This window comes from Pseudomonas sp. AC355 (genome assembly GCF_979258205.1).
The window spans coordinates 2942591-2958319 of record NZ_OZ409843.1; the positions used below are offsets into that span (position 1 = coordinate 2942591).

At 62.7% G+C, this 15729-nt stretch carries 11 protein-coding genes and 1 pseudogene; 6 read left to right on the forward strand and 6 right to left on the reverse strand.

Features of this window, described 5'->3' with window-relative positions; genetic code table 11:
* The 3 genes from ACZ0AI_RS14015 to ACZ0AI_RS14025 all read left to right on the forward strand — a co-directional run bounded on the left by ACZ0AI_RS14015 (window position 1) and on the right by ACZ0AI_RS14025 (window position 2936).
* On the forward strand, window positions 1-939 hold the full coding sequence (locus ACZ0AI_RS14015; protein ID WP_463562391.1) for an NAD(P)H-dependent flavin oxidoreductase: 939 nt from the start codon (window positions 1-3) through the stop codon (window positions 937-939).
* Window positions 940-1045: 106 nt separating this feature from the next.
* Entirely contained in the window at window positions 1046-2041 is a 996-nt protein-coding gene (locus ACZ0AI_RS14020; protein ID WP_463562392.1) for a DUF805 domain-containing protein, read from the forward strand.
* Between the two features lie 106 nt (window positions 2042-2147).
* Window positions 2148-2936 carry an SDR family NAD(P)-dependent oxidoreductase gene (locus ACZ0AI_RS14025; protein ID WP_463562393.1) on the forward strand — a complete coding sequence of 263 codons (789 nt, stop codon included), beginning with the start codon at window positions 2148-2150 and terminating at the stop codon, window positions 2934-2936.
* A 9-nt stretch (window positions 2937-2945) separates the two neighbouring features.
* Here the strand turns inward: ACZ0AI_RS14025 and ACZ0AI_RS14030 are convergent, their stop codons facing one another.
* Window positions 2946-4427 carry an AAA family ATPase gene (locus tag ACZ0AI_RS14030; RefSeq protein WP_225838117.1) on the reverse strand — a complete coding sequence of 494 codons (1482 nt, stop codon included), beginning with the start codon at window positions 4425-4427 and terminating at the stop codon, window positions 2946-2948.
* A gap of 180 nt (window positions 4428-4607) precedes the next feature.
* Here ACZ0AI_RS14030 and coq7 point away from each other — a divergent pair, with 180 nt between their 5' ends.
* Entirely contained in the window at window positions 4608-5255 is a 648-nt protein-coding gene (coq7, locus tag ACZ0AI_RS14035; RefSeq protein ID WP_463562394.1) for a 2-polyprenyl-3-methyl-6-methoxy-1,4-benzoquinone monooxygenase, read from the forward strand.
* Between the two features lie 39 nt (window positions 5256-5294).
* Here coq7 and ACZ0AI_RS14040 read toward each other — a convergent pair whose 3' ends face one another.
* Complete coding sequence (locus tag ACZ0AI_RS14040) at window positions 5295-5720, reverse strand: OsmC family protein (RefSeq protein ID WP_463562395.1); 426 nt, start codon at window positions 5718-5720, stop codon at window positions 5295-5297.
* 427 nt (window positions 5721-6147) lie between these two features.
* On the opposite strand from ACZ0AI_RS14040, the gene crp reads away from it, so the two are divergent.
* Window positions 6148-6792 carry a cAMP-activated global transcriptional regulator CRP gene (gene crp / locus ACZ0AI_RS14045; protein ID WP_225838111.1) on the forward strand — a complete coding sequence of 215 codons (645 nt, stop codon included), beginning with the start codon at window positions 6148-6150 and terminating at the stop codon, window positions 6790-6792.
* Window positions 6793-6830: 38 nt separating this feature from the next.
* On the opposite strand, the gene ACZ0AI_RS14050 is transcribed toward crp, so the two are convergent.
* The 3 genes from ACZ0AI_RS14050 to ptsP are packed head-to-tail and all read right to left on the reverse strand — an operon-like array spanning window position 6831 to window position 12397.
* Complete coding sequence (locus ACZ0AI_RS14050) at window positions 6831-8570, reverse strand: PTS fructose-like transporter subunit IIB (RefSeq protein ID WP_463562396.1); 1740 nt, start codon at window positions 8568-8570, stop codon at window positions 6831-6833.
* 15 nt (window positions 8571-8585) lie between these two features.
* Window positions 8586-9521: a 1-phosphofructokinase gene (pfkB, locus tag ACZ0AI_RS14055; RefSeq protein WP_225838100.1), complete on the reverse strand. Its 936-nt coding sequence runs from the start codon at window positions 9519-9521 to the stop codon at window positions 8586-8588.
* A complete protein-coding gene (gene ptsP / locus ACZ0AI_RS14060) occupies window positions 9521-12397 on the reverse strand; it encodes a phosphoenolpyruvate--protein phosphotransferase (protein ID WP_463562397.1) in 2877 nt (958 codons plus the stop codon). The genes pfkB and ptsP overlap by 1 nt, the downstream gene beginning before the upstream one ends.
* Before the next feature lie 151 nt (window positions 12398-12548).
* Here ptsP and cra point away from each other — a divergent pair, with 151 nt between their 5' ends.
* On the forward strand, window positions 12549-13538 hold the full coding sequence (cra, locus tag ACZ0AI_RS14065) for a catabolite repressor/activator (RefSeq protein ID WP_463562398.1): 990 nt from the start codon (window positions 12549-12551) through the stop codon (window positions 13536-13538).
* Here the strand turns inward: cra and ACZ0AI_RS14070 are convergent.
* A pseudogene (locus ACZ0AI_RS14070) lies at window positions 13528-15585 on the reverse strand (AsmA family protein). The gene cra and the pseudogene ACZ0AI_RS14070 overlap by 11 nt on opposite strands.
* Window positions 15586-15729: the final 144 nt, after the last annotated feature.

The window sequence follows — 15729 nt, forward strand, 5'->3', positions numbered from 1 at the left end:
ATGTCTCTGCCCGCTTTGCTGGAAAAGCGTCTGCGTTTGCCGCTGGTCGCCGCACCGATGTTCCTGGTTTCCAACCCTGCGCTGGTGACCGCTTGCTGCAACAACGGCATCGTCGGCAGCTTCCCGGCCCTGAACCAGCGTGACAGCGCAGGTTTCGAGGCCTGGCTGGATGAGATCGAAACAGGCCTACAGGAAGATAGCGCACCCTACGCCGTCAACCTGATCGTACACGCCAGTAACCCGCGCCTGGAGCAAGACCTCGCCATCTGCGCAGCCCACCGGGTGCCGATCATCATCACCAGCCTCGGTGCGGTGAAGGAGGTCGTCGATACCGTACATGCCTATGGCGGCCTGGTCTTCCATGACGTCACCACCCGCCGGCATGCGCAAAAGGCCGCCGAGGCGGGTGTCGACGGCCTGATCGCCGTCGCAGCGGGAGCCGGTGGCCATGCAGGAACCTGGAGCCCCTTTGCGCTGATCGCGGAGATCCGTCAGTTCTTCGACAAGACCGTGCTACTGGCGGGCGCCCTCAACAGCGGTCATGAAATCCTCGCAGCACAAATACTTGGAGCCGACCTGGCGTACATGGGCACTCGTTTCGTCGCCACTCAGGAGAGTACTGCGGGCCAGGACTACAAGCAGATGATCATCGAGGCCCGTGCCAGCGACATCATCCACACACCAGCGGTCTCCGGCGTCCCTGCCAGCTTCATGCGCCAGAGCCTGGAACGAGCAGGTTTCGACATGCAGACCCTACAAGGCGCTCACCCTGGCGCCAAGCTCAAGCCACTCGATGAGGAAGCCAAGGCTTGGAAGAACGTCTGGTCGGCGGGTCAGGGCGTAGGCGGAATTGCTGATGTGCCCTCGGTCAGCGAGCTGATTACCCGCCTGGATCGCGAGTATCAGTTGGCCCTAACGTCGAAGCTGCCAGCAAGCTGAGAACCAACACTCAGCCGTGTTCGAAAGTCGCCCATGGTCACTTGTCGAAGGCATGATGGAACGATAGGGTCTGCCAACTCTCTCCCGTGCAGACAAGGACGCGCGCATGAGCCAGCTCCGCTACAAAATCGTCTTCGATGGCAGCCTGATGCCCGACACCTCGATGGACACAGTCAAGGCCAATCTGGCCAGCCTGTTCAAGAGTGACCGCGCGCGCATCGACAGCCTGTTCGGTCGGGGGCCCATCGCCCTGAAGCGCGACCTGGCAGAAGACGAAGCCAACCAGTATTTGACCGTACTGCAGCGTGCCGGCGCCCAAGCACGCAAGGAGCCCGACCTGTCAGCTGCGCTGAGTCTCGTGGAAACGGACGAGGAGAAGACCGTCAGCGCTGCACCCCTGACACAGGCGCAACCACAACAATCGATGGTTTGCCCGAAATGCGGCCACCAACAAGATAACGCGGCTGAATGCTCGGCCTGCGGCGTGATCATCGAAAAGTACCTGGCTCGCCAGGCGACCCTCGCCGACAGCACGCTGACGCAACCGGCGCCGATCGTGTCGAATCTGCAGCAAACGCCCTACACACCACCTCGCGCCAATATCGACACCTACGCCGGTCAGGTCGGCGAATTGAAAGTCAACTCGTTCAATGGGCGTATTGGCCGCATGCGCTACCTGGCCTGGTCACTGGTGCTTATGTTTGGCTTCACTGTGCTGATCGCCGCGCTATCCGCTGTCAGCCTGCTGTCGGAAATTCTGGGCAGTATCCTGATCATCGGCGCGGCTATCGGCATGCTGGTAATCAGTGTGCAGATCGGCGTGCAGCGGCTGCACGACATGGGCTGGACGGGCTGGCTGTGGCTGCTCAACCTGGTGCCGATCGTCAACAGTGTGTTCTGGATCATCATGCTGGTAGTACCAGGCACCGTCGGCAGCAATCGCTTCGGCCCGGAACCGCCGCCCAACAGCCTGGCAGTCAATCTGCTGGCCGGCCTGTTTATCGTTCTGATGGTCGGCGGGTTGCTGACGCTGTTCCTAAGCGGTTTTGCCATCCTGGCCGTGCTCAGCATGTTCTTCGACCAGATGGTGAGCGGATCCTGATCGATCCCGCTGCATTTATTTTCCCTGTCGGCGTTGCCACTGCAGCGCTGACAGGCCTGTTGCGGATAGGCTATACGCCCGTCACGGACAGCATCAGGAGAACGCCATGCCCCGCTATGCCCTGGTCACCGGTGCTTCCAGTGGTATCGGCCTTGCCCTGGCCGAAGCATTGGCACGCCGCGGGCGTAACCTGATCCTCATCGCACGCCATCGTGACGCACTGGAAAGCATCGCCTACGAGCTGACGCAGCGCTTTTCCGTCGAAGTCCTGTTCCGTGTTTGCGACCTCAGTGAACCCCTGCAGTTATCCGGACTGATGCACGAGCTCGAGCAGAACGGTCTGGTCATCGAGCTGCTGGTAAACAATGCGGGGCTCGGCAGCGCCGGCGCATTCGTTGCCCAGGACTGGAGCCGTGAACAGGAGTTGCTGGAAGTGAACGTGCTGGCCCTGGCGCGCCTGTGCCACTCCATCGGCACGGTAATGGCCGGGCGTGGCAGCGGGCAGATCCTCAACGTGGCATCGATAGCTGCTTTCCAGCCAGGGCCATGGATGAGCAATTACTACGCGAGCAAGGCTTACGTCCTGCACTTCTCCGAAGGCTTGCGCGAAGAGCTGCGACCTTACGGCGTCAAGGTGTCGGTGCTCTGCCCCGGGCCGACGCGCAGCGCGTTCTTCCGCAACGCCCAACTCGATGCCAGTGCGCTGGAGAACGGCAAACTGATGCTCAGCGCCGAGGAAGTTGCACTGATCGCGGTGCGTGGTCTGGACAAGAACCGCGCGATCATCATTCCCGGCTGGCGTAATCGCCTGCTGAGCCTGGCGCCACGGTTCTTCCCACGGCTGTTGGTGCGCCGATTCGCGGCGCGGCTCAACCGGCGTTTTGGCCGCGCTTGATCGACCACTTCAATTTGCGCTGACCGTCCGCCCCCGCGCCCAGTCCCGCAACTCGGCCAGTGGCTCAGCCATGATCACCGACAAAGGCGACGTGGCCTGGATACCACGCAACAGCATGCCATGGTCGACGGACTGCTGCTGCGCCTGAGAGGCGTACAGCGCGCTGACCACCACCTGCTCGATCTCCGCCCCGGAAAAACCGCTGCTTGCCGCCGCCAACTGCGGCAGGTCGTAGGCCGTGGCATCCAGCTCGCGGCGTTGCAGATGGATACGGAAGATCTCGGCGCGGGTTTCCACGTCCGGCAGGTCGACGAAGAACAACTCGTCGAAGCGACCCTTGCGCACCAGCTCGGGCGGCAGGCGACCAATGACATTGGCCGTAGCGACCATGAACACCGATGATTTTCGCTCGGCCATCCAGGTCAGCAGCGTACCGAGCACGCGCTGGCTAACGCCGCCGTCCTGATCGCCGCTTGCCAGGCCTTTCTCGATCTCGTCGACCCACAGCACGCAGGGCGACATCTGCTCGGCCAGCTTCAGTGCCTCGCGCAGGTTGCGTTCGGTTTCCCCGAAGAACTTGTTGTATAGGCAGGCGAAATCCAGGCGCAGCAGCGGCAAGCCCCACAGCCCGGCTACCGCTTTGGCCGCCAGGCTCTTGCCCGAGCCTTGTACGCCGACCAGCAGCACGCCCTTTGGCAGGTCGACACCTGTGCCGTCGAAGAAGATTCGCTGGCGCTCGCCGAGCCAGCGCTTGAGGTTGCTCAGGCCACCGACATCGGCGAAACGCGCAGTGTCGTACTCGTAACTGAGTACGCCATCGAGGTCGAGCAGCTCGAACTTGGCCTTGTTGAGCTCCGGCAGGTCTTCCTGGGTGATAGCACCGTCGTCGCAGATCAGGTTGCGCGCCAGCAGCCGTGCTTCTGCGTGGCTCATACCACGCAAGTTCTTCACCACCTGCTGCAAGGTGCGGTTGTCGGTGCGGACACGGCGATTGCGGTTGCGCTCGCTCCAGCGCGTGGCCTCATCGCGGACGATCCCCAGCAGTTCGTCCTCCCCAGGCAACGCCAGGTTGAAACGCGCCGCATAGCGCTGCACTTCAGGCGGTAACTTGCAGGCGTGGGACACCAGCACCACCGTAGGCGCCTGGCTGCCATCAGCCATGGCGATTTCCTTGAGCAGGCGCACCAGCTTAGGATTATCGACCATAAAGGGATGCAGGTCGCACAACACGTAGAGGTTTGCCTGAGGGTCGGCCTTGATCAGCCGCAACGCAGCTTCCGGTTCGGTACTACCGCTTTCGGCGAAAGTCTCTCCGGCAAAGCCGGCGCGCTGCAGCCCTTCGGTGACCGACCAAGTGAGCAGACCCAGGCCACGGCGTACCGCCAGACCGGTAAGCGTCTCCAGTACGCGCCGTTCATCCCATGATTCGATGAGCACCAGCTTGACCTTGGAATCGAGTACCAATCCCAGGTCGTGAATATCGTTCTTCACAGCAACTCCTTATGCCCTAGAGGCAGCGCCATACTCCCGCCAACCGACAGCGCCGAGCAAGTGCCGAATGCACAACTGGAGAGGCAGCACACGTTTGCGCCTCGATGCTACTGCCGACCGCCGAACACGGCAGTCCTTTTGCGGTAAACTGCTCGCTCATGTCCTCGCCGGAGAACCCTCATGGCCAAAGACCGCCATTATTCGCCCGTCGACCGCCTGCTGCTGCAAGCCGACATGGCGCTGCGCACGCTGCTGCCTTTCAGTGGCCAGCCGAGCCGTCCATCGCCAGCCATCGTCGAACCCGAGGCGCAGCTCGACGCGAAACAGACTCGCCACATCGCTGGTCTGATGCGCATCAATCACACTGGGGAAGTCTGCGCGCAGGCGCTGTATCAGGGTCAGGCACTGACCGCCAAGCTGCCACGCGTGCGTGCGGCGATGGAGCATGCGGCAGATGAAGAAATCGATCACCTGGCCTGGTGCGAACAACGCATTCGCCAGTTGGGCAGTCACCCGAGCGTGCTGAATCCGCTGTTCTACGGGCTGTCATTCGGTGTTGGCGCCGTGGCCGGTCTGATCAGCGACCGGGTAAGCCTGGGTTTCGTCGCGGCAACGGAAGACCAGGTGGTCAAGCACCTGGATGAACACCTCGAACAGATTCCCGAAGAAGACGGCAAATCCAGAGCCATCCTCGAACAGATGCGCCGCGACGAGCAGGAACACGCCAACAGCGCGCTGGATGCCGGCGGTGCGCGCTTCCCGGCACCAGTCAAACTGGGCATGACGCTACTCTCGAAGTTCATGACCAAGACCACCTACCGGATCTGACCAATAGAAGAAGGGCGATCAATGGATCGCCCTTCTTCTTCAAGCACCCAGTTCGACGATTTCGTAATTGTGGGTGATTTCCACACCGGCACGGCCGAGCATGATCGAGGCCGAGCAGTATTTCTCGGCAGACAGCTCAACCGCACGCTTGACCTGGGCCTCTTTCAAACCACGGCCTTTCACCACGAAATGCAGATGGATCTTGGTGAAAACCTTGGGATCCTCAGTGGCGCGCTCGGCTTCAAGAAAGGCTTCGCAGCTTTCAACTGGCTGGCGGGATTTCTTGAGGATGCTCACCACATCGAAATTGCTGCAGCCACCCAGGCCGATCAGCAACATCTCCATCGGGCGCACGCCCAGATTGCGGCCGCCATTTTCCGGCGGGCCGTCCATCACCACCGCATGGCCACTACCCGACTCGCCTAGAAACAGCGCTTCGCCTGCCCATTGAACGCGAGCTTTCATCGTTGCGGCCCCTCCTTTTAAAAGACCAAAAGCTTATCACAGGGCGACTTTTACGACGGGTGCCACAGATGCTGCTAGAGTTCACAAGCGGAACGTGCAATACCTCACAAAACAGTTCCTCTGGAAGTATCCCTGTTCATGATGATGCCGTTTTAGTGGCACAATCACTGATATCGAAGCGCGACACATCGTTATCAGTCGATAAGAACAAGATATCCACCAGGGCGCTATCGATCACAACGCATTGCATGCAACGTCATATTCCGCTGCAAAAATGTGGGCATCTGCTGTGTTAAAGGCGCTTTCAGATATCGCTATACACACCAGAGAGCCGGCATCTGCCTTGCGAGATAGTCAAGCACTTGGGTCTAGGCGGCGTCACTTACCGCGTCTGTCAGGCTTATCTTTCTATATTCGGGACTCAGGCATGGTCGCAATCACTCTCACACCTAAAGTCAAAAACTTCGACAAACTCCTCGCGAATTGTCATCGCCGTCGCTATACAGCCAAAAGCACCATCATTTATGCAGGCGATCGCAGCGAAACGCTGTATTTCATCGTCAAGGGCTCGGTCACCATCCTGATCGAAGACGATGATGGCCGTGAGATGATCATCGCCTACCTCAATCCCGGGGATTTCTTCGGCGAGATGGGGCTCTTTGGCAAGGAAGGTGTAGAGAAAGAGCGTAGCGCCTGGGTTCGTGCGAAGACTGAATGTGAAGTCGGCGAACTGAGCTACACCAAGTTCCGCGAACTGACTCAGCAAGATCCGGACATCCTCTTCGCGCTGGGCACACAGATGGCCGAGCGACTGCGCAACACGACTCGCAAGGTAGGCGACCTGGCGTTTCTCGACGTTACCGGTCGCGTTGCCCGCACCCTCCTCGACCTCTGCAAACAGCCCGATGCGATGACTCATCCGGATGGCATGCAGATCAAGATCACCCGTCAGGAAATCGGCCGTATTGTCGGTTGTTCTCGGGAGATGGTCGGGCGCGTACTCAAGGCTCTGGAAGAACAGGGCCTGGTGCACGTCAAAGGCAAGACCATGGTGGTCTTCGGCACTCGCTGAACCACTGGCAGGGCATCCGTGGATGCCCTGCCCTACTTTCAAGCCTTGGCAGCGACCGTCAGGGCTTCGACTTCAGGGCGCTTGATCAGCGCATAGACCACGCCGGTCACCAGACTGCCCGCCACGATTGCCAGCAGATACAGCAACGCATGGTTGATCGCGTTGGGGATCAGCAGCACGAACAAGCCACCGTGCGGCGCCATCAGCTTGCAGCCGAAGTACATCGACAGCGCACCAGTCAGCGCGCCACCGGCGATGCTGGCTGGAATGACCCGCAGCGGATCCTTCGCGGCGAAGGGAATCGCCCCTTCGGAAATGAAGCACAACCCCAGCACACCCGCCGCCTTGCCAGCTTCGCGCTCTGTCTGGCTGAACTTGCGGCGCGCCAGCACAGTGGCGATGGCCATGCCGATGGGCGGCACCATCCCGGCGGCCATGGTCGCGGCCATCGGTGCGTAACTCTGCGATGCCAGCAGGCCAACGGAAAACGCGTAGGCTGCCTTGTTGATCGGCCCACCTAGATCCACACACATCATGCCGCCGAGCAGCAGCCCGAGCAGAATTGCATTGGTAGTGCCCATGTTCTGCAGGAACACTTCCAGCGCCGCCATGATCCCGGCGACTGGCGTACCGATCACGTAGATCATCGCCAGGCCGGTGACCAGGCTGGCCAGCAGCGGTATCAGCAGGATCGGTTTCAACGCCTCAATGCTCTGCGGCAGGCGCAACCAGCGATTCAGCGCCAAGGCTAGATAACCCGCAAGGAAGCCGGCGATGATGCCCCCCAGGAAACCGGTACCCAGGGCACTGGCCAACATGCCACCAATCATCCCTGGCGCCAGCCCCGGGCGGTCCGCGATCGAATAGGCGATGTAACCTGCCAACACGGGAATCATCAGCGCGAAGGCTGCTTCGCCACCGATCTTCATCAGCGCGGCAGGCAACGTGCCCTCCTGCTTGAACGCCTCGATACCGAACACGAAGGACAGGGCGATCAACAGACCACCCGCCACCACCATCGGCAACATGAACGACACGCCGGTCAGCAGATGCTTGTATGGGCCGCTCTTGCTGCCCGACTTGCCGGCATCGGCGCTCTGCGACTGCCCAGCCCCCTGCTGCGCAACGCCCTCGGCCAGCGCCTTCTGCAGAGTTTGCTTGGGCTGTTTCAAGGCAACGCCGGTGCCGCAGCGATAGACTTTCTTGCCGGCGAAACGCTCGGTCTCGACCTCGATATCCGTGGCCAGCAGCACCACATCAGCGGCGGCAATGCTGGCGTCGTCGAGCAGATTGCGCGCACCAACCGAACCGCGGGTTTCAACTTTCAGGTCGTAACCCAACTGCTCGGCAGCCTGTTGCAGCGCTTCGGCAGCCATGAAGGTGTGGGCGACACCGGTTGGGCAGGCGGTAATCGCCACCAGCTTCGGCTTGCCACCAGACGAGGCAGCCGCCACCGGCGCGGCCTTTTCAAGCACCTGCGCCTGCTCGGCAGCGACCAGCAGAAACTGCTTCGGGTCGGCCAGCGCTTCGGACGGCGTGGATTGCACCACGCGCTTGCCAACGAAGCGTTGCAGATCCAGCTCGCCGGTTTTCACCACCAGCACCAGTTCGGCCGCGGCGATATCGGTTTCGCTCAAGGGCGAGCCGATCGCCTTGGGATCATGCACTTCAACCTGGGTAGACCAACCCAGACGCTCGGCGGCGGCTTGCAACAGGCGCGAACACAGAACGCTGGTGACCTGGCCGTTGGGGCAGGCGGTAATGATCAGCACATTCATTGCAACGACCTCTTGTTATTGTTTCGACGTCACAGCCACCGCCGCTTCCAGGCGGGCCAGCTGTTGCCGATCGTGAATTCCGAATCCGATTTGCGTGACCGCCTGGGCGGCCACCGCCGTCGCCAGGCGCAGCGTGCGCTCGGCAGGCCAGTCACTGAGCAGGCCATGCAAGGTAGCGGCGAGCAGCGAGTCGCCAGCACCAACGGTGCTGACCACCTCGACCTGTGGCGGCTGCGCATGCAGCACGCCATGGGGGCCGAACCAGTCAGCGCCCTGCGCGCCGCGCGACAGCAGCACATGTTTGATGCCCCCCTCCTGCAACTCACGGATGGCGTCATCCAGGCGCTCGGGAGATGCCGACGCCAGGTCGCAGGCCTCGGCCAGTTCCTCTTCATTGGGTTTGATCAGCCAGGGTTCCGCCGTCAAGCCGGCACGCAAGGCTGCACCACTGGTGTCCAGCGCCAGCGGCAAGCCGAGGCTAACCAGGCGACGCAGCAGTGCGCCGAACCACTCGATCGTCACACCGCGCGGCAGACTGCCGGCGACGACGACAGCGTCGTGCCCAACGGCGATCTGTTCCAACTGATCCAGCAGTTGCTGCTGATGCGCCGCATCGACTTCCGGCCCGGGGCCATTGAGATCGGTGACACAGCCGTCACGCTCGGCAAGTTTGATGTTGCTACGGGTCTCGCCGGGCACCCGCACGAACGCGTCGATGAAACCACGACGCTGAAACAACTGCTCGAACGGCGCAGCATTGGCCTGGCCGAGAAAGCCGCTGACGGTGACTTTGTGGCCGAGATCGGCGAGCACCTGGGAGACGTTGAGCCCCTTGCCTGCCGCATGACTGCTCATCCCCAGACTGCGATTGACCGCACCGGGCTGCAGGGTATCGAGGCTGACGGTGAGATCCAGCGCCGGGTTCAGGGTCAGGGTGAGAATGCGCGCCATCAGTGTGTCTCCTCGACCAGCGCCCGCACCGCAGCGGCGCTGCCCAGGGTCAGGGCCTGCTGCGCCTGCACCTGGCTGTGATGAAGATCCAGTTCACGGACTCGCGCCTTGACCAGCGGGATGCTGCGTGCGGCGACACTCAGTTCGTCGACACCCAGCCCGACCAGCAGCGGGATGGCGAGCATGTCGGCCGCCAGCTCACCGCAGACGCCGACCCACTTACCTTCAGCGTGGGCAGCCTCAACGGTCATGCCGATCAGGCGCAGCACCGATGGATGCAAGCCGTCCGCCTGGGCCGACAGGGTGGGATGGCCGCGGTCGATGGCCAGGGTGTACTGGGTCAGGTCGTTGGTACCGATACTGAAGAAGTCCACCTCGCGCGCCAACACCGGCGCCATCAGAGCGGCGGATGGCACCTCGATCATGATGCCCAGCTGCAGGTCGTCCAGCGGAATTTCCTGACGCAGCCTTTCAACCATCTCGCGCGCTGCGCGCCATTCTTCGATCTGTCCGACCATCGGGAACATGATGCGCAAGGGGCGCCCATTGGCAGCCTGCAGCAAGGCGCGCAGCTGGGTTTCCATGATGTCCGGGCGTTGCAGGGTCAGGCGTATGCCGCGCACACCGAGGAAGGGGTTTTCCTCCTCCGGCATAGGCCAGTAGGGCAAGGGCTTGTCGCCCCCCACATCCAGCGTGCGCACTACCAGCGGCCGGCCTTGCAGGGCATCGAGCACACGTCGGTACTCGGCCTCCTGAGTCGCCACGTCCGGCGCCTGGGAGTGATCCATGAACACCAGCTCGGTACGCAGCAGGCCCACAGCCTCGGCGCCCAGCTCGACCGCAGCGGCAGCTTCACCGCTGGCGCCAATGTTCACGGCGACCTCGACTGCGTGACCATCACGGGTACGCGCCGGATGCATGCGCTCACCATGGGCACGTTCGCGACGCTGCTCGCTGGCCTGCCGTTCACGCTCGGCCTGAGCCAGGGTAGCATCGTCCGGCGCGACCCAGACCTGACCGCGGTCACCGTCGAGCAGCAGTCGAGTGCCCTGCTGCAAGGCCAGCAGGCCTTCACCGGCACCAACCACACTGGGAATCCCCAGAGCGCGGGCGATGATCGCGCTGTGCGCAGTAGCACCACCGCGAGCGGTGACGATACCGGCGACGCGTTTACGGTCGAGGCTGGCGACGTCCGAAGGGCCGACCTCGCCCATCACCAGAATGTAGGGTTCGGCGGGTTCTTGAGGCGCCTCGACGCCACAGAGATGCGCCAGCACACGGCGACCGATATCACGCAGGTCGGCGGCGCGCTCCGCCAACAATGCATCGTGGAGCGATTCCTGCTGAGTCGCGGCCGCCTCGATCTCGCCGATCCACGCGGCCTGCGCACTGGCGCCCGCCGCCAGGCGCGCATCGACGTCTTCACGCAGGGCAGGATCGCGCAGCATCGCCTGGTGGGTGACGAAAATGTCGCGCACGCTGGCTTCCTGGCTACGCTCGACCAGCCGTTGAATCTCGCCATCGATATGCTGCAGAGCGGCATCCAGGCGCGCCCGCTCTACGCTGACGCCCTCACCCTCGGCTGGATAATCGAGGCGCGGCACTCGGCGCACGAAAGCAGGGCCGCTGGCGATACCCGGCGACGCGGCGACTGCCTGCAAACGGGTGCCGGCAGATGGCGCGCTGGGCGCTGCGTCCACTTCAGGCGGGGGCGGCGAATCGACTACCTGCTCGGCTGACTCCGGCGGCAGCGGCTCGACCTCTTCACCCAGACCGGCACGAACAGCCGCTTCGATAGCCGGCAATGCGTCGTCAGCGATCGTGGGCTCGGCACTGAACTCCAGTACCTGACCACGTCGTGCGCCCAGCGCCAGCAGCTTGCTCAAGCTCTTCGCCGAAACGCCGGCCGCAGCGCCCTCGGCCAGACGCACGCGGATGTCACCACTGAAACTTTGCGCGAGCTCGCTCAGTGTTTTGGCCGGACGGGCGTGCAGCCCGTGAGCATTGGCCAGAGTGATGCGCAACAGCGGCCAATAAGGAGGCAGCTCGGCGCCCAGGGCTTCGAGCACGCCGCGGCTGGTGGTGGCGTGTGCCAGGGCATCGCCCTGCCCGGCGATCAGCAGATCGCAGAGACGCTCGAGCACTTTACGATGCCCTTCACCCAGACAGGCGAGGCAGAACAACCCGGCTACCGGCTGACCAGCCTGCTGCAGCGGCTGCGACGGGGTCACGAAAGCAAGGCCCGGGCGTTCGACGCCCTGCTCGCTGCTCAGCCACCACAGCCCGTTACCCAACGGCAACGGCTCGCCCTGAACCAGGCTGCCGGAAAAGCCGGAGGCTGTGCAGCCGGCCTTCTTCAGCAGGCGGGCGCCTTGCCAGGCCAGTTCGTCCAGATCCTCAGCGTTGACGCTCAGCCCCACCAGTTGGCTATCCAGAGCCAACTCCTGAGGTGCGCCCTGCAGCAGAGCAAGAATGGCATCTGCATCCTGAGCCTCGCGCAACGCCTGACTCAGGTCACCTTCGCCAAGCGCACGAGTGAGCAGTTGCAGCAAACGCAGATGTTCGTCGGAGCGTGCGGCAATCGCGATGGCCAGGTACACACGCTGGCCGTCGCCCCAGTCCACGCCCTGCGGGTACTGGATCAGGCGCATGCCGGTCTGGAACACCTGATCGCGGGTTTCCGGCGTGCCATGCGGAATGGCGATGCCCTGCCCCAGGTAGGTCGAGCCCTGCCGTTCGCGGGCCTGCATGCCATCCAGATAGCCGGACGCGACCAGGCCGTCAGCGACCAGGCTATCGGCCAGTTCGGCCAGCGCCTGCTGCTTGTCCGCGGCCTGTCGGCCCATCTGGATCTGCGAAGGGTGTAGTTCGAGCATGACGTTTCTCCTCGAGCAAGACCGGCGCGCTGCACGGACTTGGCGGACATTCTTGTTAGCTTAGTCGACTCGTTTGCTGAATCGTTTCATCTAGCGCTGGCACGTTACCTGATAATCGGTAATCCTTGAAGTCCGCCAGAGGAGACGCACCTTGAAACTGACCGACATCGCCCGCCTGGCTGGCGTATCGCTGACCACCGCCAGCTACGTGATCAACGGCCAGGCTGCCAAGCGCCGGATCAGTGCGGCTACCGTGCAGCGGGTACTGGAAGTGGTGGAGAAGCACGACTACCGCCCCAACTCACAAGCCGCCGGCCTGCGACGTGGAGAAAGCCGCTGCCTCGGCTTCATCCTCCCGGATCTGGAAAACCCCAGTTACGCGCGCCTGGCCAAGCTGCTCGAACAGCGCGCCCGGGAAGCGGGTTATCAGTTACTGATCGCTAGTTCCGATGACCGGCCGGACAGCGAGCGGCAACTGCTCGAGCTGTTCCGCTCGCGCCGCTGCGATGCGCTGATCGTCGCCAGTTGCTTGCCTCAGGACGCCCCCGAATACCGTCAACTGATTGCGGCCGGCACTCCGGTGATCGCGGTGAACCGCGCCCTGGATCCCAGCCACCTGTACTCGGTGATCAGCGATGATCGTCAGGCCGGCGAGTTGCTGACCAGAAGCCTGCTGCAGCCGCTGCCACGCCAGGCCGCCCTGATCGGCGCCCGCCCGGAACTGCCAATCAGCCAGGCTCGCGAACAGGGCTTTCGCGACGCCCTGGCGGATTTTGATGGCCTGATCAGCGTCAGTCATGGTGAACAGTTCAGCCGCCAATGGGGCCATCGGCAGATGCGTGAGCTGATGGCTCAGGGCAGCTTGCCAGACGTACTGGTGACCACCGCTTATGTGCTGCTCGAGGGTGTATTGGATGCGCTGTACGAGCACCCGGAAATGGATACCAGCCGCCTGCGCCTCGGCACGTTCGGGGATGCCCAGCTACTGGATTTCCTGCCCATGCGCGTCAACGCGATTTCACAGCAGCACGAGCGCATTGCCGACCGGGTATTCCAACGCCTGCTCGACGCTCTGGACGGAACTTATCAGCCCGGCCTGGACGCCATCGAGCGGCACCTGAAAATCCGTTTCAACGATTAGCGCCCTGGCGCATCTGTTCCAATAGCGGTGCGCATTCGTTGGGCTGGTCGCCGCTCGGCGCCACCAGCGCAACCAACCCCGCAGCGGGCGCCACCAGCGCGCCCAGCGCCAGCATGCCGGCGCCACGTAGCAGCAGAGGGCCAGCCTTCACGCCCGGGCGAGGTTCCTTGAAGGTACCGCGCACGTAGAGCGGCGAGCGCAGCGAGAAGACCCGGAAGCCCTTGGACTCGGGGGTGATGGTCAGGTCGAGCTGCTCGTTAGCGAAATTCACCGTGCCATCGATGCCGATCAATGCATTTTCGGTGTCGATCACCATCAACTCCGGCTTCAACACGCCTTGCCTGATATTCAGGTTGGCGGCTGCGCAGTTGATCTCCACATCGTCGTCACCGAACAGGCGACCGACCACATAGTTACCGACGTTCAGGCCGGCGATCTCCATCAGGTTGCGACTGACCCGGCCATCGTTGATCAGCAGTTTGATGCGGCCATTGGAGCTGCCCAGCAGGGTCGCCACCGAATTGCCGGCGCCACTGATCGTCGCGTCGCCATTAAGAGCTCCCAGGCTGCTCTGCATCACCTCCACACTGGGGAACAACTGGCGCAGGCGGAAATTGCGGGCGCGCAACTGCGCCTCCGCCTTGAGCGGCGTACCGCGGCCATCCAGGCGCAGGGTTGAATCCAGACGCCCACCGGCCACGCCGAAACGCAGGGGCTCGAGACTGAGCATGCCTTCGTTGAGTACCACGTGGGTAAATAGGTCGGTGAATGGCAACTCCTCGCTGTGTACGATGCGTTTACCGGTGAAGCTGACGTCGGCATCCATGTCGCGCCAGCGCTCGGTCTGGAACTCTTCGACCGGCAATACCTTATTGCCCGGCTGAACGCTGGCGGCGCCGCGCTCCTTCTTCTCAGCGTTCGAGTCCGCACCGATCAAAGGCGCCAGGTCGGCGAAACGCAGTTGGTTGGAGACCAGCGCGCCGGACAGTTTGGGACGCGGCTCGCGAGCCACGAACGTCAGGTCACCATGGATGTCGCTGTCGCCGATACGTCCATTGAATTTCTCGTAGCGGAACAGCGGCCCGTCGACGTCCTGCAGCTGCGCGACCAGACGGCCATCGGTGGAATAGGCTGGAGTGTCCGGCAGCGTCACGCCGGTCAATGGATAGAGATTGCCAAGGCTGGCGCCCGACAGCCGCAGGCGCAGATCGAGAGCACCGAGGTTCTTCGGATCGGTCAATGTACCGGCGACCTGTACACGCGTGGTTCCAGCCCGTACGTCAGCCTGCACCGGGAATGGCTGGCGAGCATCCTGCAGGGCCAGCAGGCCGCCGATCTTACCGCTGCCGGTCAGCGCCTGGCCCTTGTAACGGCCCTTGGCCTGCCAGGCGAAGGCGTAATCCTGCGGCGTCACTGCGGTTTCGTCTTGTTGACTGGCGGTCTTGCCGACGATTTCGTTGAAGGCGATAGGTGCGCCAAGCGGCTCCACAAGTAGATTCACGCTGGCTTGCAGGGTCTGGTCGTCGTAGCGCACCTGCGCCTTGTCGAAACCGATGGTGCCGATATCCATCACCCAGGGTGCTGCCGGCTCCTCGTCCGACTGCTCCTGTGCACTGAGATCGAAGGTTCAGTTGTCACGGCCATCGGCGAGCCGCTCCAGCGCCGCGTCGGCGCCGGTCAGGTGAATGCGCGGGATGGAAACGGTTTTCCACAAAAGCGGCAGCGGTGACAGACTGGCCTCGACACGTTGCAGGCTGACGAAGTGATCGCCCTTGGCCCACTCGGGATTACCCAAGCTAAGCTGCTCGGCGGAGACGTGCGGCCAGGGTATCCAGGCACGCAGACCGGGCTCTTCGCGTTCGCGTTGCCAGGTCACGGCCAAGTTGCCTTCGATGGCGAAGGGACGGTTGAGCGCTTCGGACACTCGCGAATTAATCGTTGGCTTGAGCAGGTTCCAGTCGAACAGCACCAGAAACAACATCAGCGCTGCGATCAACAACAACAGACTGGCAAGGCACCAGCCAAGTATCTTGCGAAGACGCATCATGCGGCCGCCCTTTGCTTTCGACGATCCCCACAACCGCCGTCCCTTTGAGGTTCGACTGGCCAACGGCGGGAATGACTCACAGAATGTTGCACCCCATTTGTACGCAGGCACTGCTCAACCCACTCTTCACCTGCCCGGCAGAAC

Coding starts and splice junctions, on each gene's coding strand:
- ACZ0AI_RS14020 (WP_463562392.1), top strand. CDS start 1,046: ATGAGCCAGCTCCGCTACAAAATCGTCTTCGATGGCAGCCTGATGCCC.
- coq7 (WP_463562394.1), top strand. CDS start 4,608: ATGGCCAAAGACCGCCATTATTCGCCCGTCGACCGCCTGCTGCTGCAA.
- ptsP (WP_463562397.1), bottom strand. CDS start 12,397: ATGCTCGAACTACACCCTTCGCAGATCCAGATGGGCCGACAGGCCGCG.
- ACZ0AI_RS14015 (WP_463562391.1), top strand. CDS start 1: ATGTCTCTGCCCGCTTTGCTGGAAAAGCGTCTGCGTTTGCCGCTGGTC.
- ACZ0AI_RS14050 (WP_463562396.1), bottom strand. CDS start 8,570: ATGAATGTGCTGATCATTACCGCCTGCCCCAACGGCCAGGTCACCAGC.
- pfkB (WP_225838100.1), bottom strand. CDS start 9,521: ATGGCGCGCATTCTCACCCTGACCCTGAACCCGGCGCTGGATCTCACC.
- ACZ0AI_RS14040 (WP_463562395.1), bottom strand. CDS start 5,720: ATGAAAGCTCGCGTTCAATGGGCAGGCGAAGCGCTGTTTCTAGGCGAG.
- crp (WP_225838111.1), top strand. CDS start 6,148: ATGGTCGCAATCACTCTCACACCTAAAGTCAAAAACTTCGACAAACTC.
- ACZ0AI_RS14025 (WP_463562393.1), top strand. CDS start 2,148: ATGCCCCGCTATGCCCTGGTCACCGGTGCTTCCAGTGGTATCGGCCTT.